Origin of the sequence: Bacteroides hominis (genome assembly GCF_033042785.2) — a bacterium.
GTDB classification, from domain to species: domain Bacteria; phylum Bacteroidota; class Bacteroidia; order Bacteroidales; family Bacteroidaceae; genus Bacteroides; species Bacteroides hominis.
This window is the reverse complement of sequence record NZ_CP178829.1, coordinates 42,492-68,322: the sequence shown is the minus strand read 5'-3', so window position 1 is coordinate 68,322 and position 25,831 is coordinate 42,492. Positions and strand designations below refer to the sequence as shown.

The 25,831-nt window shown below is 46.3% G+C and carries 20 protein-coding genes; 6 read left to right on the top strand and 14 right to left on the bottom strand.

All coding sequences use genetic code 11. The features are described 5' to 3' along the window. Window positions 1–47: 47 nt before the first annotated feature. From topB to R3O62_RS00285, 4 genes are all read right to left on the bottom strand, one after another. Window positions 48–2,135 carry a type IA DNA topoisomerase gene (gene topB / locus R3O62_RS00300; protein WP_002561001.1) on the bottom strand — a complete coding sequence of 696 codons (2,088 nt, stop codon included), beginning with the start codon at window positions 2,133–2,135 and terminating at the stop codon, window positions 48–50. Between the two features lie 61 nt (window positions 2,136–2,196). Next, window positions 2,197–3,765 (bottom strand): DUF3945 domain-containing protein, encoded by a 1,569-nt coding sequence (locus tag R3O62_RS00295; RefSeq protein ID WP_002561002.1) that lies wholly within the window; start codon window positions 3,763–3,765, stop codon window positions 2,197–2,199. Window positions 3,766–3,785: 20 nt separating this feature from the next. Continuing rightward, window positions 3,786–4,136 carry a helix-turn-helix domain-containing protein gene (locus tag R3O62_RS00290; RefSeq protein ID WP_004291454.1) on the bottom strand — a complete coding sequence of 117 codons (351 nt, stop codon included), beginning with the start codon at window positions 4,134–4,136 and terminating at the stop codon, window positions 3,786–3,788. Window positions 4,137–4,139: 3 nt separating this feature from the next. Then, window positions 4,140–4,496, bottom strand: a complete 357-nt coding sequence (locus R3O62_RS00285) for a helix-turn-helix domain-containing protein (protein ID WP_002561004.1) — start codon at window positions 4,494–4,496, stop codon at window positions 4,140–4,142. A 280-nt stretch (window positions 4,497–4,776) separates the two neighbouring features. Between R3O62_RS00285 and R3O62_RS00280 the strand changes: the two genes are divergently transcribed. From R3O62_RS00280 to R3O62_RS00260, 5 genes are all read left to right on the top strand, one after another. Then, window positions 4,777–5,076 carry a helix-turn-helix domain-containing protein gene (locus R3O62_RS00280; RefSeq protein WP_019131010.1) on the top strand — a complete coding sequence of 100 codons (300 nt, stop codon included), beginning with the start codon at window positions 4,777–4,779 and terminating at the stop codon, window positions 5,074–5,076. 31 nt (window positions 5,077–5,107) lie between these two features. After that, entirely contained in the window at window positions 5,108–5,413 is a 306-nt protein-coding gene (locus R3O62_RS00275; protein WP_002561005.1) for a helix-turn-helix domain-containing protein, read from the top strand. Between the two features lie 190 nt (window positions 5,414–5,603). Further along, window positions 5,604–5,807, top strand: coding sequence for a helix-turn-helix transcriptional regulator (locus R3O62_RS00270; RefSeq protein WP_002561006.1), 204 nt, complete (start codon window positions 5,604–5,606; stop codon window positions 5,805–5,807). A gap of 52 nt (window positions 5,808–5,859) precedes the next feature. Then, complete coding sequence (locus tag R3O62_RS00265) at window positions 5,860–6,801, top strand: HamA C-terminal domain-containing protein (RefSeq protein WP_002561007.1); 942 nt, start codon at window positions 5,860–5,862, stop codon at window positions 6,799–6,801. Beyond that, entirely contained in the window at window positions 6,785–8,908 is a 2,124-nt protein-coding gene (locus R3O62_RS00260; protein WP_004355287.1) for a DEAD/DEAH box helicase, read from the top strand. Before R3O62_RS00265 ends, R3O62_RS00260 begins: the two co-directional genes overlap by 17 nt. Before the next feature lie 102 nt (window positions 8,909–9,010). Here R3O62_RS00260 and R3O62_RS00255 read toward each other — a convergent pair whose 3' ends face one another. From R3O62_RS00255 to R3O62_RS00210, 10 genes are all read right to left on the bottom strand, one after another. After that, window positions 9,011–9,373 (bottom strand): hypothetical protein, encoded by a 363-nt coding sequence (locus tag R3O62_RS00255; RefSeq protein ID WP_002561010.1) that lies wholly within the window; start codon window positions 9,371–9,373, stop codon window positions 9,011–9,013. Window positions 9,374–9,385: 12 nt separating this feature from the next. After that, a complete protein-coding gene (locus R3O62_RS00250) occupies window positions 9,386–10,621 on the bottom strand; it encodes a site-specific integrase (protein ID WP_002561011.1) in 1,236 nt (411 codons plus the stop codon). 390 nt (window positions 10,622–11,011) lie between these two features. After that, window positions 11,012–12,196 carry a [FeFe] hydrogenase H-cluster maturation GTPase HydF gene (hydF, locus tag R3O62_RS00245; RefSeq protein WP_188520918.1) on the bottom strand — a complete coding sequence of 395 codons (1,185 nt, stop codon included), beginning with the start codon at window positions 12,194–12,196 and terminating at the stop codon, window positions 11,012–11,014. After that, on the bottom strand, window positions 12,193–13,611 hold the full coding sequence (gene hydG, locus R3O62_RS00240; RefSeq protein ID WP_005781494.1) for a [FeFe] hydrogenase H-cluster radical SAM maturase HydG: 1,419 nt from the start codon (window positions 13,609–13,611) through the stop codon (window positions 12,193–12,195). The genes hydF and hydG overlap by 4 nt, the downstream gene beginning before the upstream one ends. 12 nt (window positions 13,612–13,623) lie before the next feature. Beyond that, entirely contained in the window at window positions 13,624–14,661 is a 1,038-nt protein-coding gene (gene hydE, locus R3O62_RS00235; RefSeq protein WP_250710103.1) for a [FeFe] hydrogenase H-cluster radical SAM maturase HydE, read from the bottom strand. Further along, on the bottom strand, window positions 14,642–16,111 hold the full coding sequence (locus tag R3O62_RS00230) for a monomeric [FeFe] hydrogenase (protein ID WP_032529799.1): 1,470 nt from the start codon (window positions 16,109–16,111) through the stop codon (window positions 14,642–14,644). The genes hydE and R3O62_RS00230 overlap by 20 nt, the downstream gene beginning before the upstream one ends. An 88-nt stretch (window positions 16,112–16,199) precedes the next feature. Then, window positions 16,200–16,979 carry a LytR/AlgR family response regulator transcription factor gene (locus R3O62_RS00225; protein WP_005781490.1) on the bottom strand — a complete coding sequence of 260 codons (780 nt, stop codon included), beginning with the start codon at window positions 16,977–16,979 and terminating at the stop codon, window positions 16,200–16,202. Further along, window positions 16,976–18,037 carry a sensor histidine kinase gene (locus R3O62_RS00220; protein ID WP_005808531.1) on the bottom strand — a complete coding sequence of 354 codons (1,062 nt, stop codon included), beginning with the start codon at window positions 18,035–18,037 and terminating at the stop codon, window positions 16,976–16,978. Before R3O62_RS00220 ends, R3O62_RS00225 begins: the two co-directional genes overlap by 4 nt. A 28-nt stretch (window positions 18,038–18,065) precedes the next feature. Further along, on the bottom strand, window positions 18,066–18,953 hold the full coding sequence (locus R3O62_RS00215; RefSeq protein WP_005808529.1) for an efflux RND transporter periplasmic adaptor subunit: 888 nt from the start codon (window positions 18,951–18,953) through the stop codon (window positions 18,066–18,068). Window positions 18,954–18,973: 20 nt separating this feature from the next. After that, entirely contained in the window at window positions 18,974–23,293 is a 4,320-nt protein-coding gene (locus R3O62_RS00210; RefSeq protein ID WP_188520920.1) for a CusA/CzcA family heavy metal efflux RND transporter, read from the bottom strand. A 178-nt stretch (window positions 23,294–23,471) separates the two neighbouring features. On the opposite strand from R3O62_RS00210, the gene R3O62_RS00205 reads away from it, so the two are divergent. Further along, a complete protein-coding gene (locus tag R3O62_RS00205; protein WP_317472528.1) occupies window positions 23,472–25,814 on the top strand; it encodes a GH92 family glycosyl hydrolase in 2,343 nt (780 codons plus the stop codon). Window positions 25,815–25,831 lie beyond the last annotated feature (17 nt).

Sequence of the window (25,831 nt, the reverse complement as noted above, 5' to 3'; positions counted from 1 at the left end):
TTTGTTTCTATTGTTGAGATGCAGCCTAACTTATCAAAAGTTAGTGATTATTTCCTTTTTTTCGGATAGGAAGACTTGCATTTCTTTTCCGGGAACACGAACGTCGTGTTATATTCCCCGTCAAAGGCGACTATGGCATCGAAGTTCTTGCCCTGCTTGCTCTTGAAGCCTTTGAGCGGCTTGGTGTGCCCGTCGGTGAGCAGGTCTTTGATTTCGTCGTCGGACAGGGTGCGTCCCGCTTTCTGCCGGAACACGGGCAGTCCGCACTCCGTGTTGTCGCAACGTACCACCTTGCCGTAGAACCGCATCCTGCCCGTGCCGCACTTGGGACACGCGCAGCCGGAATCACGGCTGCCGAAGAGCTTGTCGCACGAGAGCAGTTCGGAGGTGATTTCCCGTGTGTACGCCTCTATCTCCTTGCGGAAAGTGTCGGCGGGCAGTTCCCCGCGCTCGATACGTGCCAGTTCCTTTTCCCATTCGCCCGTCATGGCTACATCGGCGATGCGCATCGTCTTCACCACGGAATTGAGGGCGAGTCCCTTTTCGGTGGGAACAAGCGACTTCTTGCAGCGTTCCATGTAACCGCGCTTGAAAAGCGTTTCGATGATGGACGCTCGTGTGGCGGGAGTGCCGATGCCGCAGTCCTTCATCGCCTGCCGCAGCGCGTCGTCCTCAATTTCCTTGCCCGCTGTTTCCATTGCCGAGAGCAGGGTGGCTTCGGTATGCAGCGGCTTGGGTTTGGTCTTTCCTTCGGTGATGGAGGTGGCTTTCAGCGTGAGCGTGTCGCCATCCTGCCAGCCGGGGATGGTAGTTTCCTCCTTTTCCTCGCCATAGACGGCACGCCATCCGGCTTGCTTCACGACACTGCCTTTCACGGTGAACTCCACTCCGGCACATTCTGCCGTGACAGCAGTCACGTCCTTGACGCATTTTTCGGAGAATGCCTCTATCATTCGTCCGGCAATCATCTGATAAATGGTGCTGTCCTCTTTGGAGAGGAAGAGCGGTTTCTCTCCCGTGACGAGCAGGGCATGGTGGTCTGTTACCTTGCCGTCATCCACGCTACGGCGTGTCGGGATGGCTTTTGCCCGCACCTTGTCTTTCCATTCGGGCTGCGTGCCGATAAAGGCGAGTAGCTTGGGGATTTCAGCGAACACGTCTTCGGGGATGTAGCGGCTTCCCGTTCTCGGATAGGTTATCAACTTCTTCTCGTAGAGCTTCTGCGCGATTTCAAGCGTCTGTTCCGCCGTGAAGCCGTGCTTGGCGTTGGCTTCTTTTTGGAGCGTGGTCAGGTCGTACAGCAAGGGAGTTTCCTCCGTCTTCTCCTTACGCTCTGCTTTCGTTACCGTTGCGCTGCCTGCCGCCTTTACCTTATTATATAGCTCCGTTGCCGGTTCTTTCGACTTCCATTTCTCGGAGGATGAGAGTTTCACGACCTCGCCGTCGCAACCGTCTGTTGCGATATGGAGCTGCCAGAATGCTTCGGACGTAAAACGGCGGTTCTCCCAATAGCGTTCACACACCATCGCCAGCGTGGGTGTCTGCACACGCCCCACCGAATACGTGCCATGTCCGGCGGCTATGGATAACGCCTGAGTGCCGTTGATGCCCACGAGCCAGTCGGATTCGCTCCGCGCTTTGGCGGCGAGGTATAGGTTGTCGTACCTGCTGCCGTCTTCGAGGTTGCGCAGTCCCTCACGGATAGCCTTGTCGGTGAGCGAGCTGATCCACAGACGCACGAAAGGAGTGGTGCAACCCGTATAGTGGTAGAGGTAGCGGAAGATAAGCTCTCCCTCGCGTCCGGCATCGGTCGCCACGATGATTTGTTCGCTTGTGTCGAACAGTCTTTTGATGACTTTTATCTGCGACACCACGCCGCTGTCGGGCTTGTAACCTTTCTCCGTCCTGACCTGACGGGGGACGAGCGTGAATGTGTCGGGAATAATCGGGAGGTTGTCACGGACAAATCCGCGCACGCCGTAGCCGTCGGGCATGGCAAGCTGAACGAGGTGTCCGAATGCCCATGTCACGGCATAGCCGCCTCCTTCGAAATATCCTTCCTCTCTCTTTGTCGCGCCCACGATGCGGGCGATTTCACGTGCCACGGAGGGCTTTTCTGCAATGATTGTCTTCATGTTTTCTTGCTTTTTTGTTGATACTTTGGATTTTATTTTGGATTCAGTGGCGGACACGGGATTACATTTTCATGCCTTTGTTGTTCTTCTTTTTCGGCTTCTCCTGCTGCTGTTGCTGGCGGTCGTCCTTTGGGGCGGTCTGACCTTTCTGCAAAGGCTCTTTCAGGTTCTTTGTCGCCTCGTTGGTTTTGCCCTCGTTGTTCACCGCCACCTGTGTGCGGCTCTCGTTGGACGGGGCGACCTGCTGGGCGTTGTCGGGGTTCGTTTCGTAGCGGTACGGGCGGCCCTTCTCCGGGTTGAACTTGATATACATCGTGGCATGGAAGCCCTGCTTGTCGGTCACGTTCTCCAGTTTCACGGCTTTACCCGCCACGTAGTCGGCTTTCTGCTTGTCGGTGAAGTTCACGCCGCTCCATTTGCTGATGGGGCGGATGCTGCCGTCCTCGTTCATCCACGTGTTGCGGCGTTGCTCCTTCTTGGTCTGTGCGGCATTTTCCCCGCCTTGCGCCTGACTTTTCGAGGTGTCACCTTTGGCTTCCTGCGTCTGTGCGGTACGGGGCGACCTTCCGGTTCCCGGCACGAACTCCACGCCGCGCTGCTCCACGTTCACTTGAAGGGTGGTGACGAACTTCCTGCCGTCGTTGCGCTCGATGAGCTTGTCGCGCACGGGCAGTCCGGCGCGGAGCATGTCCTGCTCCTGTTTGGTGATTTCCGTCTTGCCGATGCGCTCCGGGATGCGCACCTTGTTTGCCGGAATGTCCGTGATTTCATTCGTCTTGCGGTCGATGCTGATGTAGGAGGGGATGATTTCGCCCGTTTCCCTGTCCACAATGTCCACGACCCTGCCGAGGTTGCCCGTTTCGCGCAGGTTCTTCCGGTCATCGTCGGAGAATTTGTGTTCCTTGTACTCATCTAACTTCTGCTCCTTGCGGATGAAGTGCGGCACGAGGCTGACATTTCCCTCGCCGTCCTTCTTGAAGGAGAGGCGGGCGTCCAGCTCGAATGATTCGCCGCCGAAGGTGGGCTTGACCTTTACCAAGTCGGACTTGCCGTAGTGGAGCATCTTCGTAAGGTCTCCGGACTTTTCAAGGTCGTCACGCTTCACGCCCCATCTGTCCTCCAGCTCCTGCCAGTTGATTTTGCTCTCGTTGATGGGTTGGTAGCCCTGTCTGCCCTGCGTCTGTTGCGGGCTTTCCTGCTGTTCTTTCTGTTGTTCCATGTTTTCCTGTTTTTGAGGTTCTTGTTTCTCTGTCTTTTGTGCCGCCATCTCTTCCTGCACCTGCTGTTGATAAGGGAAGGTGTCGATTTTGTGCGGTGCAAGGATTTGTTTGTTCTGGTACGGATGCTGAAGCAGGTCTTTCATCACGCCAAGCATGGAATCCACTTGGTCTGCCGCGATGCGGTAGAAACCGAAGCGGCTGGGTTCCTTGCACTGCCGGAAGAAGTTCTTGAAGAAGTTGTCCAGCACGTCGCCGTGTCGGTCGAATTGCAGGAAACTCTGCGCGTTCTCAGCTTTCGCAGGGGTACGCTTGGGTGTGTCGTCTGCATTCAGCCCGGCTACCACGCTGATCTCGCCCGTCTTCTCGTCACGGACTACCAGCACGTCCTTTTCGTCTTTTTTCTTTGCCATTTGAAAAATGTTTTAATGGGTTATTTATGAAAGAAATTATGGATACGAGCCTTGTAGAAGGCTATATCTTCTTTTTTGAAGTCCTTGATATGGTTGGAAAGGAATGTCAGCACATCCTCCTCGCTGTAATAGGTTTTCTTGCCCAGTGTCTTGTAGGGCAATGCGCCGACACTGCGGTAGCGTTGCAGTGTGCGCTTGCTTATCTGGAGCAGCATGCACAAATCCTGATTGTCGAAAAGGCGGATGCTTTCCGTGATAGTAGGCTGTTTCCCCTCAGCCTTCATCGCCAGCAGCAGTTCGTCCTGACGGTCGAGCCGTTCCATCAGCTTCTGCATCCAGCCCTCGAAGTTGTTTCGTGTGAGCAGTTCCATGACCTATGTCCTCCTTCCTTTTGGTTTGCCGCCAGTGCGCAGCGTGTGGTTGCGTTTCAATTCCTGCGGTGTCGCCGCGTCCTCGTTGACGGCACACGCTTCAAGCAGGCGGTCTATTTCCGACTGCCGGTAGCGGCATTTACCGCGAAGCACGACATAACCGATGCGTTGCTCGCTGCGCATACGCTGGAGGGTGCGGGTACTCACGTTAAGCAGGTGCGCCGCCTCGCGTGTGGTGAGCAACCTGTCGGGCGATGCCGCTTTCTTGTCGCCGGAGGCGGCACGGACGTGTGCCGCAATCTCCGCTATCTGTTCCGTCAATGACCGGAAGGCAGAACTTTCCATCGTTATCACTTTCATATTCAGTCCTTTATTTTTGTTTATTTTCATGAACATAGGCTGCGCCTCGGCATACCGTTCAAGCAAGTTTGACGCTCTACACTCGGCTTGCTCTATGTTTCTGCGACAAAATTCGGCAATAAACAAAAGGGGCTTTAACAACTCACTACGTGACTCACGTAAGATTTTTACGGAAGATGGCTCCGTAACCCGGTCAAACGGTGCAACAGGCAGCCTTTCAGCGGAAAACGGTACGTGTTAAGGGCTGCATCGTTACCTTTGCGGGCAAACCGATAATTGCATGAATATGGAAATAGTATCTATCGAGAAAAAGACTTTCGAGATGATGGTGGCGGCATTCGGCGCACTCTCGGAGAAGGTCGCCGCCCTAAGGCGCAAAAGCGACACGGGGCGCATGGAAAGATGGCTCACGGGCGAGGAGGTCTGCGGGCAGTTGAGAATAAGCCCGCGCACGTTGCAGACGCTGCGCGACAGGCGGCTTATCGGCTACTCGCAGATAAACCGCAGGTTCTATTACAAGCCGGAGGAGGTTAAGAGGTTGATACCGCTTATCGGCACGCTCTATTCGCACGGCAGATGATTTGATTTATTCACCCACTGAATCCGAAGTTATGATGAACGAGACCAACGATGTTTTTACGATGGAAGACGAGCCGATAGCCTCTGTGATGCAGGATATGCGCAAAGGCTCGAAATGGCTGTCTGTATTTCTGGAAAGTTACCGCCCTCCGCTGGACGGGGAACGTTACCTGACTGACGGTGAGGTGGCGGAACTGCTCCGTGTCAGCCGACGCACCTTGCAGGAATACCGCAACAACCGCGTGTTGTCCTTCATACTTTTGGGAGGGAAGGTGCTTTACCCGGAAACGGGGCTGCGCGAGGTGCTGGAAGCGAACTACCGCAAGCCGCTGGAGTGAGGCGGCCAACATGAAAAAGGAAACGGGCGACATTTTGTGGTGCTGCCCGTTTACTTTTTATATACTTGGGTGTTTTAATGACCTTAAAACCAGTTTTTTGATTGATCCAACCAATTTCTATCGTTAGAAATTCATATAGTTAATAAAAAGTTGTAACTTTGCATTTAACGCAATCTAAAAATTAATTGTAATGGCAATTTTAAACAACATTAAAAATGTACTATCAGAAAAAGGAGTTATGAGCAAATGGTTGGCAAAACAATTACAGAAAGATCCTGCAACAGTATCTAAATGGTGTAATAATCATTCTCAACCTGATTTGTACACATTTGTTCGTATTGCAAATTTGCTTGATGTTGATGTTCATGAACTTATTTGTCATACAAAAAAATAGTATCTAAAGGAATATAGATGTTTCACCATTTTTAAGCATGTAAATAAAGTGTATGAGCAATAAAATTTGGAATTTTGATATATTAGTTGATGATTGTTTTGTTAATTTTAATACAAAAAAGCAAGAAATAAATCCAGATCATAATGACAGGTTATTATCAGTTGCTAATGGCTTTGAAGATGGCAGTTGGAGATATCGTCAATTCAAAGAATTTGTTTTCAGTAATATTGCAGAAACAGCTTTGTCTGCACAAGAACGAGAGAAATTAATAGATAATGATTACGGTAGGCTTATTGAGGCTGCCAAACATTTACGACTTGTTGACAAAGAGCAGAATGGAAAGGGAAGTGAAATAGCGGAAATTATTCTATATGGCATAATGAAGAACCATTATAAAGCCTTATCTGCAATACCTAAAATTTTTTATAAACAGAATGATAATGATAATGCAAAGGGCTCTGATTCTGTACACATTGTAATTGACCCAAATGGAGGCTTTCAACTTTGGTTAGGAGAAGCTAAATTTTATAATTCTCTTGAGGATGCGCGATTATACGAACCAATAAATTCTGTTGAACAAATGTTGCGCAAACCTATTATGAAAAAGGAATGCGGAATAATGACCAATCTCAATGAACTTGATAAACAAATTGAAAACCAAACATTACTTAAAAAGATAAAAGAATGTTTCGATGAGAATACTTCCATTGACGAAATAAAACCCAAACTACATATACCTATTCTTTTATTACATGAATGCCAGATAACAGCAAGTACTACTGAAATGAGTGATGAGTATAAAAATAGTATTATTTCTTTTCATAGAGATCGTGCTCATTCGTTTTTTAAGAAGCAGATCAACAAGCTTAGTTCTGTTCATAAGTATTCGGAAATAAACTTTCATTTGATTCTTTTTCCTGTTCCTGATAAAACAAAAATAGTAAACTGGTTTATTTCACAAGCAAAAAATCTCAAAAATGATGCAGACGAATGATATATATAATACATGTTTAGATATAAGTAATGTTCTAAATGCTGGTGATATAAGTAATGCAAGATCCAAAGTAATTACATTACTTCATGAGATTAATGGTACTAACAATAATTCATATATGGAATTAGTCAACCATCTTATTCGTGAAGTGGGGCTTTTACCGTATATTGATACATATACTGCATCTTGGGAAGATCGGTTTGTATGTGAAGTTTTTAAAGTTAATATTGGAGAAAGAAAACCTTGTGTCTTACATACTGCTCAATCACAGGTATTAAAGAAGTTATTAGAAGGGAAAAGCGTTGCGGTGAGTGCTCCTACAAGTTTTGGTAAAAGTTTTGTTATTGATGCATTTATTGCGATTAAACAACCAATTAATGTTGTAATATTAGTACCTACGGTTGCTCTTGCAGATGAAACAAGAAGACGAATTTGCCGAAAATTCTCTCATCAATATAAAATAATTACAACAACAGATGTAGAACTTGCGGAGAAAAACATATTGGTATTTCCGCAAGAAAGAGCTTTTGCCTATATAGATAAACTTCCTTCAATTGATATTCTAATCGTTGATGAGTTTTATAAGGCAAGTACAAATTTTGATCTTGAAAGAAGCTCCACTTTACTCAGTTCAATGGTAGAACTCGGAAAGAAAGCTAAACAAAGATATTATCTTGCCCCAAATATCCATGAAATAGAAGAAAATGTATTCACTGAAGGGATGACATTTCTGCGTATGGATTTTAAGACCGTTGTAACGCATGCATGGCGGTTATATAAAAGCAGACCAAAGAATGAAGATAAACAGAGTTTTAAGACACGTAAACTTATTGAATTAATAAATACAGGTATAGGTAAAGCTTTGATATATACCGGCACATATAAGGGAATTGAAGAAGTAACAACAATTCTTAACAGAAATTTATATAATAAAGACTCTGAACTGCTTGCTAATTTTTCTGATTGGCTGGAATGCAATTATGGAGAAAAGTATATTCTTAAAGATTTAGTCAAACATGGTATTGGTATTCATAATGGTCAGCTACATCGTTCTCTTAGTCAAATTCAAATAAAACTATTTGAAGAACAGAATGGGTTAGATTATTTGGTATCGACCTCGTCTATAATTGAAGGAGTAAATACTCAAGCAGAGAGTGTCGTTTTATGGTCAAATAAGAACGGGGCTCATAAGATTGATTATTTTACCTTTCGCAACATCATTGGACGCGCAGGCAGAATGTTTCGTTATTTTGTAGGTCGTGTCTATATGCTTGAAGAGCCACCAAGTCAAGAAAATACTAAATTGAGATTAGAGTTTCCTGATGATGTAGTAAAAAAACTTGATGGAAATGACCCCGGTATAAAATTGAATAATGAACAATATGTAAAAATTCAACGATATCAAGATGAAATGATAGAACTTCTTGGAACGGATATTTGGCATAGAATTGAAAGAATACCACAAATCAGAAGTTGTAAACCATCAATGTTAAAGATAATTGCGGAAAAATTGAAAACTGATTCCAATTGGCCAACAAATTGCGATGCTTTACAAAACAATAATACATGGGAATGGAGGGATGCTTTAGGAGATATCATAGAAATTTTGGAATATCATCGAAAAGGACATTTACGGTATTATGCATGTGCATGTAGTAATGGATGGAAAATGACTATAAAAGAGCTATATAACACAGTAAAAGATTATGGTATTACATATGAGGATATATTTACATTTGAAAGATATGTATCCTTTAATCTCTCATCTATTATTGCGGTAATTAATATTATACGTCAAGAACTTTATCCTAATTCCTCAAATATCGCCAATTTTGTATATAAAGCATCAAATGCCTTTTTACCTAAAATTGTATTTCAACTTGAAGAATACGGATTACCGAGGATGATTAGTAAAAAGATACAAAATGCAGGTCTTATAAATCTTGAAGACGATTCTAAAGAGATTACAATCGTTATACAGGAATTTAACACGATAGGAATTGAATACCTTGAACAAAAAATACCTAATCTCCATTCATTTGACAAATATATATTAAAACATTTTATGAACGGAATTCGTTGCATAACGACAAATCAAAAGAATTAAATAATAGCCATATTATTACCTCTATATTTTTTGAGATATGATATGGCTATTTAGATAAGGATCCATATAGAAATTCTTTCGTATAATTTTCATTTGATATCTTCAACAGTACGCAGTTTTTCCGTTCTGTATAAACATCACGTATGTTTGCCGCTTCTCTTGTGAGAGAACCTTTCCTACCAGCCACATGCGGAACAGGTAGGTGTTGTAGGTGTTCAGCCGAAAAGCAATCAGAATAATGATTTCAGGCGCGTACACGTCCGCGTACAGCCCGTTTTCAAGCTGCATGTAGCGGCACACCTTGTAGTCGTTCAGCACGTCAGACTTGCGGACGGCTTTGATGACGGCGTTCACTGCCGGGACGGTCGTATGGAACAGTCCGGCTATTTCGGTGGCGGTCATCCACACATCGTTACCGGTTACGCTGACCGCCTTGTCCTCTATGATGATTATGTCACGTTTCATGGCTCCTCTTTTTTAGATGGTGCAACCTGCAAATTCCTCGACGTTGTTTAACCTTGCGGCAAGGTTTTCCATATCCTGATTGAGTTTTTCTTTGGTTATCTTCGCGTAAATCTGCGTCGTCTTTATGCTCTTGTGTCCAAGCATGGAGCTGACCGTTTCGATGGGTACGCCGTTGGAAAGGAAAACTGTCGTGGCTGCCGTGTGGCGGCTTTGATGCCACGTGATATGCTTGGTGATGCCGCAACGCTTGGCGACGGCACGGATACCGGCAAGGCACGTGTTATAATGCGGAACGGGGAATATCCTGCCGTTCTCGCATAGCCCACGGTATTTGCCGATTATGCGGTTGGCGATGTCAAGCAGGCGGATGTTGGACACCACGCCCGTTTTCTTGCGGTTGATGTTTATCCACTCGTGTTCGTCGAAATAGGTACGGATATTCTCTTCCGTGAGGTTGCGCATATCCGCGAACGACAATCCGGTGAACGCACAGAACAGGTAGAGGTCGCGGTACAGTTCCTGTTTGGCGTTTTTCAGTTTCCCCTCCATCAGCAGGCGTATTTCGTCTTTGGTCAGGAAACTGCGTGTCGTTTCCTCCTTCTTGATTTCATACTCGCGGAACGGGTCGCGTGTCAGCCACTCGTTGTTGATGGCTATGAACACCATTGTCCGTAGCGGGCAGACGTACAGCCACACGGTATTGGTGCAGCAGTGCTTGTCCGTGCGCAGGAACATCTCGAAGTCGGAGATGAAAGCGGGAGTAAGCTCTTTTAGGGCGATGTCCTTCACATGGTAGCGGATGTCGAGGAACTCTTGCAGGTGCTTGTAAACGACACGGTACTTTTCCAGTGTACCTTTTGCTTTCATGCCTGCTTCCACCTGTTTCTCATAGTTCTCGTTGTGCCGACGGAACACCTGCATCAGCGTGTGGTAGCGGTGTTCCAGTCCGAGAAAGGCGTTCTTTACCTTCTCCGCCGTGACGAAGTTGTCACGCTCCATGATTTCCTGATAGTGTCTGTTGATGCGCACCCGCATCTTGTCAAGCATACGGTTCGTTTCGAGTGCCGCCGCGCTTCTGCCCGTGACACGTCCCCCTTTGGTGTCCCACAGCTTCGGATCGACACTCAACTTGCAACTGAACTGCGTCTGGCTGCCGTCCACCGTGATGCGTCCCATGACGGGAACCGTCCCGTCCTTTTTCACTACCTGACGCTTGAGGTAGTAGATTACTGAAAATGTACTCTTCATCGTTCTTAATTTTTGGATTTCAAAATTAGTTGGTGAAGAGTCCGGTGTCGGTACGCAAAACGGGGAGGAACGGCGCAATCTTTTTTCCGTAACCGTATTTGTTACGTGAGTTGTGGGTAACTCACTATAACATAGTGTCTTGTTTCGCCATTCGTACCCGTTTGTCGCATTTTCGGACATGGTTACGAACAAGTAACGTTGCGGCGTCAAGATTTGGCTTCGGCAAGGATTGTAATGGCTTCACGAATTATCGCCACTTTAACTAAAACCCTTGTAACTCAATTCTATCACTATATCTTTCCGCATTTCACTTTTTTGTAGTAACTTTGCATCTGTAACATTGCAATAACCTTTTTTCTGAGCTAATACTATTAGGGTATTGGGGATAGCCTATTTATCTATCTGTTCTAAAATACCATTGATATATGCGATAACTACCCCATAGTTAGTCATCGGGACACCTTGCGTTTTAGCTTTGGCTATCCGGTTCAGAACATGTTTGCGGTTGAACATACATGCTCCACAATGGATAATCAGGTCGTAACAATTCAGGTCCTTAGGGAAATCATTTCCGGAAACAATATCGATATGCAGTTGCTCTCCGATCCGTTTGCGCAACATTCGCGGAAGTTTCACTCTGCCGATGTCTTCGGACAGGGGAGCATGGGTACAGGCTTCGGCTATCAGGACACGGGAGCTTTCCGTCAGTTGGTCTATGATATACGCTCCTTCGGTATAGTAGTCAATGTCTCCCTTGTACCGGGCGAATAATACCGAAAAGGAGGTCAGCCGGCTTTGTGGCGGCTTTTTCTCGTATACGGTCCTAAAGATTTGTGAATCGGTGATGATCAGTGCAGGAGGGGCTGACAAAACATTCAGGGCACTGTCTAACTGGTCGGTAGTGCAACTCAGGGTGATGCACTTCTTGTCGAGCAATTCGCGTAGCGTCTGTACCTGTGGCAGGATGAGCCGTCCTTTGGGAGCTTGAATATCTTGTGGCATGACGAGTAGAACTACATCGCCTTTGTTAACCAGATCGCCCATAATATCCGGCTGTCCGCCGAGTTCCGGTAGTTTTTGGAGGATGGACCTGCAGATAGAGTCCATGCCTGTTTTCTCTTTGGCGCTGACAATCAGAGGACGTTCTCCTGTCTGCCGTTCCAGTTCGTTGGCTGTTTCTTCCGGGTTTTCTGACAGATCGGCTTTGTTCAGTATCAGTAGATAGGGGATGCCTTTTTCTTTCAGCAGTTCTATCCATCGCTTCTCTTCGGATAACTCCGTATCACAACAAACCATCAGTGCAATGTCGGTTTTGTCCACTGCTTGCACAGTCCGTTCGATACGCAGGGACCCCAGTTCACTGTTGTCATCGAATCCGGCCGTGTCGATGAATACACACGGGCCGATGCCGTGTATCTCCATCGGTTGGTATACAGGGTCGGTAGTGGTACCGGCGATATTCGATACCAAAGCAGCATTTTGATTGGTCAGTGCATTGATCAATGACGACTTGCCACTGTTTCGCTTACCAAACAGGGCAATATGCAGGCGGTTGGAGAGCGGAGTTGTTTTCAAAATCTGAAATCCCTTTCTCCCGCTGCTATTTGCTTCAGGTTTTCCAAGGCCCTTTCCCGGATTTTGGGATTGGGGATGTGTTGCATTTCTTGTTTTATCATGGCCGCTCCGCGGACTTTCGTTTCTTCCGAAGCATAATCTTCCAGATACTCCTGTAAGGTCATCAGCGCATTGGGTGAACAGCAATTGGCTATTTGCCCCGATTTGACAAGTGACATAAACCGGTCACCTGTGCGTCCCGCACGATAGCAGGCTGTACAGAAGCTGGGAATATATCCGAGTTTCAGAAGCCAGTTAACTACTTCGTCCAGTGTACGGGTATCGCTGACATCGAACTGCGCAGAATTTTCCTCCGGAGTTTCCGTTTCGGCATATCCACCTACGCTGGTCCGTGAGCCTCCGCTTATCTGTGAAATGCCCAGATCGAGTACTTTTTCACGGGTTTTTTGTGATTCGCGTGTAGAGATGATCATGCCGGTATAGGGGACGCTGATGCGAATGACCGCTACTATTTTCCGGAAGATTTCATCGGAAATAGCATTCTCGAAGTCTCCGGCATCGATGTCGTCTGCCGAACAGATACGTGGAACGCTGATGGTATGTGGTCCCACACCATAGACAGCTTCCAGATGTTCGGCGTGCATCAGCAGGCCTACAAAATCGTAACGATATGTATTCAGTCCGAACAGGACTCCCATTCCCACATCGTCAATTCCCCCTTGCATGGCACGGTCCATGGCTTCGGTGTGGTAGGCATAGTTGCTTTTGGGGCCTGTGGGGTGCAACTGTTCATAGTTCTCTTTATGATATGTCTCCTGAAAGAGGATATAGGTGCCGATACCCGCCTCCTTCAGTTTGCGGTAATTTTCCACTGTTGTGGCGGCGATATTTACGTTCACCCGGCGGATAGCTCCGTTTTTATGATGAATGCTGTAGATGGTGCGGATAGATTCCAATATGTAGTCGATGGAGTTACGCACCGGGTCTTCGCCGGCTTCAAGTGCCAGACGTTTGTGTCCCATATCTTGCAGGGCAATCACTTCCCGGCGTATTTCTTCCTGAGTCAGTTTTTTGCGGGCGATAGTTTTGTTTTTGAGATGATACGGACAATATACACAACCGTTGACACAATAATTGGATAGGTAAAGCGGAGCAAACATTACGATGCGGTTGCCGTAGAATTTTTGTTTGATTTCTTTGGCAAGACGAAATATTTCTTCAGTCAGGTCCTCTTCAACACATTCCAGCAATATGGCAGCTTCCCGGTGGGTGAGTCCTTTGCAAGTGCGGGCTTTCTCTATCAGTTCCCGAATCAGTTTCCGGTCATTTCGGTGCGCACGGGCATACTCCAGAGTTTCAATTATTTCCTGATGGTCTATGAAGTCGGTGGCATCAGGTGAATCTACTTTATACATATCATTTATTGATTAGTCGTTATAGTCTCCCCTGCTGTAGTCGATGTGGTATCCGACATCTGCCAGTTGCTTTTCCAGCAAGGCAAGTCCTTCGGCAGCTTCGGCACCGAAAGCTACTTTCTGGTCGTACAGGTCATATTTATTTCTCACAATAATGGGTGACAGATTGGGCATGACCACATTGGCTCCGGCAAGGATGCCACGTACTCTTCCATCCGGTGCCAAGCTTGCCAATGCCGTTGTCGAAGGGATCAGCGCCTGGGGGTGCATCAGCCTGAAGATGGAAAGCAGTAACAGGGTCAGTTCCACGCTGCCCGGCTTTTCGTCACAAAATGGAGTTCGCTGATGGGGAATGAAGGGGCCGATGCCAATCATTTCCGGATGAAAACTTTCAATAAAGCGGATATCTTCTATCAAGTATTCTACAGTTTGAAGAGGGCTGCCCACCATGATACCTGTTCCTGTCTGATAACCGATTCGTTTCAGCTCGTGGAGGCATTTGATACGCCTCTCGTTGGACATTTCGTAAGGGTGCAGACAATAGTAATGTCCCCTGTCGATTGTTTCGTGACGTAACAGGTAGCGGTTGGCTCCTTTCATGAAATAGCGTTCGTAGGCTTTCGGTGGTTTCTCGCCGATGGATAATGTAATGGCACACTCCGGATAGCGCCGGCGGATTTCCGCGATGATCTCCTCCATGTCGTAATCAGATCGTTTCGGATCTTCTCCTCCCTGAAGAACGAATGAGCGAAAACCGAGCTTGTAGCCGTGTTCGCAGCAATCCAGAATCATTTCTTTGCTGAGGCGGTATCGGTCGGCTTGCCAATTATCCTTCCGGATACCACAGTATTTGCAATTGTTCCGGCAGTAATTACTTATTTCAATGAGTCCGCGTATGTAGACCCCTTTTCCAAAGTGTGCGTTGGCCACTTCGCGTGCCTGCAGGTTGATGTATGCCAGAGTTTCGTCATCATAATGCGATAGCAGGTGTGCAAACTCTTCGTTGGTGAGGGTGTGTTCCCCCTTTAATTTATCTATGAGTCTCTTCATATGATTCGCGGCGTTTTATCAGTTCCTGGTTCAACTGCCGGCGTCCGCCGACAGCGTCATTATGGGCGCTGGGGCCACTGATACATCCGCCTTCGCAAGCCATGACTTCGATGAATTGTCCTTGCGCTTTGCCTGTTTTGGCAGCAGCACGCAGTAAACCTATGTTTTTCTTATTCAGGTCTGAAACCTGGATGGCAGAGAATCTCTTTGCCTCTTCGCCCAGATATGCCTGAATCGCTCCCATCACGCCTCCGGCTTGTGCGAAGCCGTGTGCTTCGCGCACTGAAGTGTAGAGTACAGAGAACGGTTGTGTCTGTTCAAGCTGGATATCCAATCCTTCGAAGATGGAAGCCATTTCCTCAAAAGTGAGTATATAGTCTACACATTCGTCGCGACGGGCTTCTTTACGTTTGGCTACGCATGGGCCGATGAATACGATTTTTGCGTCCGGATGGCGTTCTTTGGCGATACGGGCGGCATAATACATCGGTGATCCGGTAGAAGAAACATAAGGCTTCATTCCCGGTATATGCTTGTTTACCAGTTCGATGTAGGATGGGCAGCAAGAGGTTGTCATGAATGGTTGTCCCTCTTCCAGCTTTTCTTTCAGTTCGGCAGCTTCGTGGCTTACGGTATCCATGGCTCCTTGAGCCACTTCGACCACATCGGCAAATCCCATTTGGCGGAGTGCACCGTATACTGCCTCGATCGATGTGTTGAATTGTCCGAGAATGGAAGGAGCGGGAATCGCAACCATTTTTTCACCACGGCGGATACCTTCGAGCACATCAAAGGCTTGTGAGATTTCGAAGATAGCCCCGAAAGGACAAGCGTTGAGGCATTTGCCACAGTAGATGCATTTGTTTTCGTCAATGTGTTCGATACCGTTTTCGTCTTTGCTGATGGCTTTCACAGGGCAGGCTTCTTCGCAAGGTACCGGAATGAATACGATGGCGTGGTACGGGCAACTTTGATGGCATTTTCCACAACTGATACAGGCGTCATGGTCGATCTTTGCCTGTCCGTTTTTCCGGAAGCGGATAGCGTCTTTAGGACAGTTCATGTAGCAACTGCGAGCCACACAACCACGACAGAGGTTGGTTATCTCGTAATTGACCTGTACACAGGATGAACACGCCTCGTCGATGACACAGAGTATGTTTTCTTTTTGTTCGTTTTTACGCTCCAGGGCGTGACGGGCATACTCTGAAAGCGGAGTGAGTTCATCTGCTTCATCTGTCATGTCGAAGCCCAACAACGGGAACAGCTTGTATTTGTACACTGCACGCTCTTTGTGGATGCAGCAGCGTCCGAGCGGGCGTGAACGGCGTGGGCTCAGTTCAATGGGAAGTCTGTCAATTTCATTAGTCAGTTTGTTCTCTTTCCAGAGATTTACCAGTTTTGCCAGCAACTTGTGGCGTACAATCATTACGTTGTTGGTGAAAGCCATATTTGAGTATTTAGAATTAGGGTTACAAAGATACGGCTTGCAGGGGTATCCTGCAAGCTTGCATTAATATTTGTTTTTTATTCCTTAATTATTTAACACAGAACCACTCTTTAAACTCGGCTACACGTGCCTTGCTCACCAGAATCTTTTCCCCCGCAACCGGATGACGTAGATTGATGGAGAGGCGGCTGTTGAACCAGAGGTCTATATCCTTGATAGCTTCTCGTGAAAGCAGGTATTGTCGGTTTGCGCGGAAAAAGAGTGCCGGATCCAGACATTCCGTCAACTCATCAAGAGTCTGTGGAAAGGAGTATTCCGTATTATCTGTCAGGACAGCTTTCACCTGGCAGTCTTTGATATAGAACAACATGATCATATCGACCGAAACCGGGAGTAGTTTATCCCCTTTCACTGGAATCAGGAAATGGGTTTTATAGCTTTCTTGTTTTTTTAATGAACGTATCAGTTTCAACAGTTCGTCTGTTTCCAGGCCAGCGGGTCCGGATGTGTTGGAACTGAAGAGAGATAACTTTTCCAGTGCCTGTTCTACATCTTTTCGTCCGATGGGTTTCAGCAGATAATCGATACTGTTGACTTTGAAGGCCCGTAAAGCATATTCGTCGTAGGCAGTCGTGAAAATAATGGGACATGTGATGTGGATGTGTTCGAATATCTCAAATGCCGAACCGTCCGCCAGATGGATATCCATAAATATCAATTCAGGCATAGGGTGGCTGGCAAACCATTCGATGGTGCCGGCAATGCTGTCGAGTTCCGTCACCATTTCTATTTGCGGACAGACTTCGGTGAGGAGTGAAGTCAGATTCCGTATTGCTGCTTTTTCGTCTTCAATGATAATTGTTTTCATGGGTATTTCCGGATGAGGGGTATACGAACGGTAAAGTTACTATCTTCTGTGATTTGTATTTCCTGCCGGAACAAGAGATGGTAACGTTTGTCGAGGTTAGCCAGTCCGATGCCGGTACCGGTGGCTGCTGTCAGTTTAGGTTGGATAGGGTTACTTACAGAGAGGCTGCCCTCCGGATCGGTGACGATTGTGATGGTGAGCGGACGACGGTTACTGATTTCATTGTGTTTTACAGCGTTTTCAATTAACATCTGTATCGACATAGGTGGTAGAAAATAGTCTTCAAGGTTACATTCTATGTCAATTTCGAATTGCAGATTATCTTCAAAGCGCATTTTTAAAAGAAAGATGTAGGCCGATACAAAATCCATTTCTTCACGTAAGGTGACAGATTGAGATTCGTTGCCTTGCAATGTATAGCGTAATACGCGTGACAATTCTTGAATGTAATCTTGTGCCCGGTCCTGATTTTCACGGACGAGTGAACGCAGCGTGTTGAGCGAATTGAATAGCATATGTGGATTCAGCTGGTTTTTCAATACTTCGAACTGGTTGCGTATGTTCTCTGCCTGCAATTGTTCATTTTCAATGATTACTTGTTGTTGACGGCGGATCAGGTAGATGATGTAACAACTGCTGGTGACAAGGCATGACATGATAAAATCGCGTAATGGGTGCAGGTAGTGGTGTACCATGGCATCGATTGCGGGAATATCGAATGTTTTGTGCAGATAGACAAAACATTGTCCCAATAGGTTACTCAATATCCAGGTCAGTACAAAAGAGAGAACAATCTTTTGCCACGTGATTTTCATCGAGGTCTGATTGAAATGAAACAATCTTGTGTTGACAGCGAACAGGGCCAATAGTGAGAGGAAAGTGAAGATAATCTCGTTGGCTACATCTGCAAATTTCATGCCCGGGAAAAGGGTATGGCTCTCAAACCCGTCAAAGAGGGAGACGGATTCGGGGAAGTGGATAAGTACCGCCACAGCCATTGAAATGATAACCGTGGACAGAAGGTATTTATCGTTATATAGAGCTCTGATTCTTTTCATGGGAACAAAGATAAGATAATCTACCGGATTATTTCTGTATTCTTGCTGTTACATACATGCCGGGACGGAACTGTGGAGCGGTGCTGTCAATCCGGGCGTATACTTCGAGTGAACGACTCGTTTCATCTACTTTCTGCCCGATTGAGACCAAGGTAGCTTTAAATACTGTTTTGCCCATGCCGTTTACCCGGAATTGGACGGGGCTGCCTACCTTCATATCTGCCAGGTCTTTTTCATAAGTTGTCAGGCAGAGTAGGGGAGATGATTTGTCAATGACCTCACAAAGCGCTTCTCCGGGTTGAATGTATTTGCCTATATTCATGGTTACATCGCTGATATAGCCGCTTATAGGAGCTTTCACCTGCAACAGAGGCTGTATACCACTTTTCAATAATTCTTCAGGGGTAATACCTAATAAGGAAAGTTGTGCAGCTGTAGCTTCCAGTTTGCTTTTCATTGATAAGTAGTCTGCTTTGCTTTGTTGAAACTTTTTTTGCGAAGCGGCCTGTTCGGCTGAGAGTGACTTTTGGCGTTCATATTCCGCTTGCAAATATTCTGTTTGGGCATGACTGTCAAGGTAGGTCTGTTGCAACATGATGAAGTCCGGATTCTCAAGGGTTGCCAGCAGGGTACCTTTCTGCACCTGTTGTCCCGGTAAAAGTGAAGTGTTTCTTACTACTCCTCCCATGGTAAGGGCTACGGTGGCCTGGCGTTGGGGAGATAGTACGATAGTTCCGTTGAAAGATACTTGATTGGGTTTTGAGGTGGCTGATGTAATTCCATCCACTTGCGTAGCAGTAGTATCTGTTTGTACCTTAGCGATGGAAGGAGCTGTTGTTGCTGTTTCGGAAGTTTGTTTTGTCTCTTTGCATGCTATAAGAGCCAACAAGAGAATGGGATAAAATATTCTTTTCATATTATTTATGTTTCAACAGGTTATTGATAAAGTTCATACTCCAGTGAGGCGATGTTATATTGATATACCGTTTCGATATAACCTTTGCGTATTTCACGTGCGGCACTGACCGATTGGATAAATTCCGCGATGCTCGTTTCGCTGTGTTGCAATTGTAGATTAGCCACCTTGATTAATTCGTCTGCTTCTTTGAGTGCAGACGAGGTATAAAACCGGAGACTCTCTTCGTGACGGCGTAAGGTGGCACTCAGTTCAGTAACTTTATTGTTCAATTCGCGAATATTGGCTTCTGCTTGTATTTGTGCGGCAGAAGCGGCAAGTTTTGCTTGTTTGATCCGGCTCTTTTGTGGTAAGAAGTAGATAGGAAATGATACCCCCACCATCCATGCATTCAGGTTTTTCAGGGGCAGAATATTTTGGCGGCTATATCCTATGCTGAGTTCCGGAAAGAAACGACTGCGCTCTACGTTCAGTGCTGCCCGTGTTTCGGAAATCTGGCTGTTGAAAAATCCGAGATGGGCTTCGGATACGCTTCCTGGCTGAATATTTGTCGGGAAGAGCTGCATGCTCGTGTTTTCCGGTATGATGGGCGCATCTGCGTAGCAACTCCATTGAAAACGGGTAAGAGCCATTTTTTCTTCTTCCTGTGCCTGAAAGAGTCGGTTGTGCAGGTCCGCAGCCGATGTAGCCATCATGTTTTTTTCCAACAGGGTGATTTCTCCTTGTTCGTATCTCAGTTCGCTGATGCGCTTTAATTCAGCAGCCATGCGATCTTGGTCGCGATAAAGTGAACATATTGCTGAAGCATACTGATAATAAGCCCATGCACGTTTTACTTCTGCCGTTACTTCTTTTTCTACCATTTGGCGGTAGTAAGTGCCGGTTTGTACTTGACGGTTGACAAGAGTATTCTTGTAGAACGGTGTCAATAGTGAACCCAGGTTTTGTTCGAGAACCATTTCTTTATCTTTCTTGTTTTCACCGTTCAGTTGTCCCCAGGAGTAACTGAATGTGGTAGGGGAGGCTTCTACAATCTCGCCTCTTGTGGCCTGTGCCTGCCGGATGGCGGTTGTGGCTGTCTTAAGCCTTGGATGGTTCTGTCTGGCTATTTTTATTGCTTGTTCCAGGCTGACGGTTTGTGGCGCTTGTGCTGTGACGGTGGCACTCAGCAGAAGTGCCGGTAGCAGGATGAACAGATGCAACCGTCTCTTAGGTTGTTTCCAACCGGCACTTGTCGCATTTACTATTTTATAAAAAACCGGAAGGATAATCAGGGTCAATATGGTTGATAGAATCAAGCCTCCGATTACAACAGTTGCCAGTGGGCGTTGTACTTCAGCTCCGGCGGATGTGGCAATGGCCATCGGTACGAAACCCAATGAAGCTACCAGCCCGGTTAGGAATACCGGACGTAGCAGGTGTGGTGTTCCTTTTTTTATAATCTGATTAGTGGTCATGGCATATTTATTTTGTTTTCTTAAGTCGTTGAAGTGGTTAATCATCAGAATTCCATTGAGCACAGATACCCCAAACAATGCGATGAATCCTACTCCTGCCGAAATACTGAACGGGAGTCCGCGTAGCCAAAGAGCCAGGATACCACCTATTAATGATAATGGCACTGTAGAGAATACCACCAGTGTATAGGTTACATTCTTGAAAGCGAAGAATAAAATCAGCAGGATCAACATCAGGGCTACCGGTATTACGATAGTCAGTGTACGGATGGCGTTCTGCAGATTTTCAAACTGCCCCCCGTATTCAAAATAATATCCCGGTTTCAACCGGATGTTTTTGTCCAATGTTTGTTGGATTTCTGATACTACCTGTTGAATGTCGGCATCGCGCACATTGACTCCGATCACGATGCGGCGTTTAGTGGCATCCCGGTTAATTTGGAGCGGACCGCTTACCAGGTCAATACTTGCCACTTCGCTGACAGGAATCTGTACTCCTTCTGAAGTACGGATAAAGAGTTTATCGAGGTTCAGGTCTGCCACTTTCTCTTGATCGAGGCGTACTACCAAATCGAATCTTCTTTCGTTTTCAAATACTACTCCGCTTACTTCGCCGGCATAAGCTGTACGGATCATTGTGTTTAATTCCTCGATGTTAATGCCATAACGGGCTATTTTCCCCCGGTTGTATTTTACTACCAGTTGGGGTAATCCCATGGTTTGCTCGACAATGACATCGGCAGCGCCCGGAATCTGTTCGACAAACTTTGCAGCCTCTTTCGCTTTTGCATAAAGTTCGTGAGTGTCTTCGCCATATAGCTTGACCGCTATGTCAGCCTTAGCTCCGGTCATCAGCTCGTTAAAACGCAACTGAATGGGTTGGGAGAAGTTGAATTCTGCACGGTTCTCTAAAGGCAGGAGAGCTTCTTTCATCTTTTCTACCATTTCCGCCCTGCTCGAAGCAGAGGTCCATTCCTTGAAGGGTTTCATTACAATCATCACATCGGCATCTTCCACAGCCATTGGATCGGTAGGAACCTCGGCAGTTCCGATTTTGGCAACTACATGTTTGATTTCCGGAAATTGATCCATCAAAACCTTTTCGGCCTGGTTGGATACTTCAATACTTTCAGAGAGTGAACTTCCGGCCGGTAATGTCATTTGCATGGCAAAATCGCCTTCGTCCAAAGTAGGGATAAATTCTGCTCCCAAACGTCCGAAGAGTAAGAAAGAACCTATTAAAGCAGCGAAAGCTATAGTGACTGTCTGCCATTTGAAACGCAGGCAGAAGCATAGGCAACGTTGGTATATGACATTAAGTTTTTTAAAGAAACGGTCGGCAAACGTAGGTTTTACCACAATGGTGTGTTTCAGGAAGAGGGAAGCCATCATCGGTACATAAGTCAGAGAGAGTAATAGGGCTCCGATAATGCAGAATACCAGTGTCTTTGCCATTGGAGTGAAATATTTTCCTTCAATTCCGTTCAGAGTCAGGATGGGGAAGAATACGATCAGGATGATGAAAACGGCAAATGTAGCCGAACGTACTACTCCCGAAGCACCCTTCTCCACTTCTTCATCCATTTCTGTTTTCGATAAAGTGCGGCCTTTTAGTTTATTGCCGTAGAGGTGAGCTAATATACCTTCTACTATTACAATAGAACCGTCTACCACAATACCGAAGTCGATGGCACCGAGGCTCATCAGGTTGGCTGTCACACCGAAAATACGCATAAGGATAAATGCAAACAGCATGGCCAGTGGGATAACTGAGGCTACGATGAGCCCTGCACGTACGTTACCCAGGAAAATGATAAGTACTACGAATACGATAATTGCACCTTCTATCAGGTTGTGTATGACGGTGGAGATATTTCGGTTGACAAGTTCCGAACGATTCAGATAAGGCTCTATACTTACCCCTTCGGGTAATAGTTTCTGTATTTTTTCCACCCTTTTTTCCAACTCTTGTGTCACAACGTTGGCGTTGGCTCCTTTCAACATCATCGCAATGCCTCCTACACATTCACCATTTCCGTCTTTGGTCATTGCGCCAAACCGCTTTGGAGCTCCAAAGCGGACAGTACCTACATCACTAATGTGCACAGGAATGCCGTTGCGGTTGGCAACAACAATCTGCTCGATGTCTTTAGTGCGGCTGATCATTCCCTCTGAACGGATATAATAAGCATTTCGAGCCTTCTCAATATAGCTTCCTCCGGTGTTCTGATTGTTTTTGCTTAAAGCTTCGAACACCTCACCGATGGTGATATTCAGCGAAAAGAGCGCATCCGGATCAACGGCTACTTCATATTGTTTCAGGTATCCGCCAAAACTGTTAATTTCCACAATACCCGGTATGCCGGATAATTGGCGTTTCACCATCCAATCCTGAATTGTGCGGAGTTCCATCGCATCATATTTGTTTTCGTAACCGGATTCTACCTTTAGGATATATTGGTAGATTTCTCCCAATCCGGTAGTGATGGGCATCATTTCCGGCATACCCAATTCCGATGGAATTTCTCCTGCTACGGATTGTATCTGTTCGTTAATCAGTTGCCGGGCATCCAAGGTCGGTACACTCTCTTTAAATACAACTGTCACTACCGATAGTCCGAAGCGACTTACCGAACGGATATCTTCCACATTCATGATATTGCTCATGGCAATTTCGATGGGCATTGTGATCAGTTGCTCTACTTCCTGTGGGGCAAGTGTCGGCGAGACAGTTACGATTTGTACCTGATTGTTGGTGATGTCCGGTACGGCATCAATTGGCAAGGTCATCATCGCATAAATGCCTCCGATAAGAAGAAAGAGGGTAGTGAGTCCTACGAATAGTTTCTTCTTTATAGAAAAACGTACGATAGCTTTAAACATAATCCTTAAGTGTTTGAATATCGGTACAAAGGTAGATCGCTGAAACTTTTGTTGTTGATGAAAAATTGCGAGGTGGAAAGATTGGCAGGTGAAATGGCAAAATGTGGGAATGAAGTGGAACGGAATTGTTGAAAAAGGCTATCTTTGCATATCAACAACACATCACAATAATAAGATTATGAAGAAAAAAGCACTTTCCTTGCTGGCATTCATCCCGGCATTTACGACAGTGACGGCTCAACAGCCGGCAGTACCGGATGTATGCGCACTTGTCAATCCCATTATCGGAACCAATGGTATGGGGCACACCTTTCCCGGGGCCTGCGCTCCGTTCGGACTTGTACAGTTGAGCCCTGATACGGATACAATTCCTCACAATGTGGATGGAGTTTATCAAAAAAATGCATATGAATATTGTGCCGGGTACCAGCATCACGATCAAACAATAGTAGGATTCAGTCATACCCACTTGAGTGGTACGGGACATTCTGATCTGGGGGATATCTTGATTATGCCTGCTACAGGTGAATTGAAACTGAATCCCGGAAGGGCGGACACCCCAGACGAAGGATACCGTTCCCGTTTCAGCCATGAAACTGAAGTGGCTCGTCCGGGCTATTATGAAGTGGAGCTTACAGATTACGGTATAAAAGCACAGTTGACAGCTACCCAACGGGTAGGGATACATAAATATACTTTTCCGGACGGTGCCGACGGACGCATTATTCTTGACCTGGTACACGGCATCTATAATTATGACGGGAAAACGTTGTGGGCTAATATACGCGTAGAAAATGATACATTGCTGACGGGGTATCGTATCACGAACGGGTGGGCCCGCACCAACTATACTTATTTTGCCATATCCTTGTCTCAACCCATCAAAGACTATGGATATACAGATAAAGAGAAGGCTTTGTATAAAGGATTCTGGCGACGGTTCAATACCGACCGGAATTTCCCGGAAATGACCGGACGAAAACTGGTGGCTTATTTCAACTTCGATACCCGGCAGAATCCGGAACTGATAATTAAAGTCGCTCTTTCGGCAGTGAGCACAGAAGGGGCTTTAAAAAATTTGCAGGCTGAGGCCGGCGGAAAGACTTTCAGCCGGCTGGCAGCCGAGACACATTCGGCATGGAATCGTGAATTGGATGTGCTTGAGGCCAAAGGAACCCCTGACCAGCTTGCCATGTTTTATACTTCACTGTATCATACGATGATTAATCCGTCTGTCTATATGGATGTAGACGGTAGTTATCGCGGGCTCGATCATAATATCCATACAGCCGAAGGATTTACCAATTATACTATTTTCTCCTTATGGGATACGTACCGTGCAGAACATCCTTTTTTGAATTTGCTTAAACCCCGGCAGAATAGAGACATGGTGCAGTCTATGATTCGGCATCAGCAGCAGAGTGTGCATGGCATGTTGCCGGTATGGAGTCTGATGGGGAATGAAGGCTGGTGTATGAGCGGTTATCATGCTGTATCTGCTTTGGCTGACGCGATTGTCAAAGGTGCCGGAATATCCGTCCGGGAGGCTTTGCCGGCGATGGATCATACGGCAAATGTGTCTTATTATGAAGGCATTGAAGCGTATAAACGATTGGGATATGTGCCTTTTGATCAGAGTGGAACGGCTGCATCTACTACGTTGGAATATGCTTATGACGACTGGACCATTTACCGGGTGGCTTTGTTGGCGGGAGATAAACGGTTAGCCGATATTTATAAGAAAAGGGCGGATAATTATCGGAATGTTTTTGATGCTTCTGTCGGTTTTGCCCGCCCTCGCTATAGCAACGGTGAATTTAAGAAAGAGTTTGATGCTATGCAGACCTACGGTGAAGGTTTTATTGAAGGAAACTCATGGAATTTCTCTTTCCATGTGCCGCATGATGTAACCGGATTGATCGGGCTGATGGGTGGTGAAAAGAAATTTGTCAACCGGCTGGACACACTCTTCTCTATGGCACTTCCCCGGAAATATTATGAAAAGAATGAAGATATCGCCGAGGTGAGTTTGGTAGGAGGGTACGTGCATGGCAACGAACCCAGTCATCATATTCCCTATTTGTATGCATGGACTTCCCAGCCCTGGAAAACACAATATTGGGTGCGTGAGGTGATGAACCGGATGTACAAAAATGATATTGACGGTCTGGGGGGCAATGACGATTGCGGGCAGATGTCTGCCTGGTATCTGTTTACGGCAATGGGATTCTATCCCGTTTGTCCGGGTACCGATCAATACGTGTTGGGAGCACCTTATCTTCCATACATCCGTATGAATCTGCCTAATGGAAACACTTTTGAGATAAAAGCGCCGAAAGTGAACGATCGCAACCGCTATGTTCGACAGGCAAAGCTCAACGGAAAAGTTTATGATAAAATGTATATTACCCATGCCGATCTCTTGGCAGGGGGAATACTTGAATTTGAAATGTCTGCTTCTCCAAACAAGAAGAGAGGGCTTGCCAAGGAGGCTAAACCTTATTCGATGTCTGAGGAGTAGAACGTTTTCAAACATTC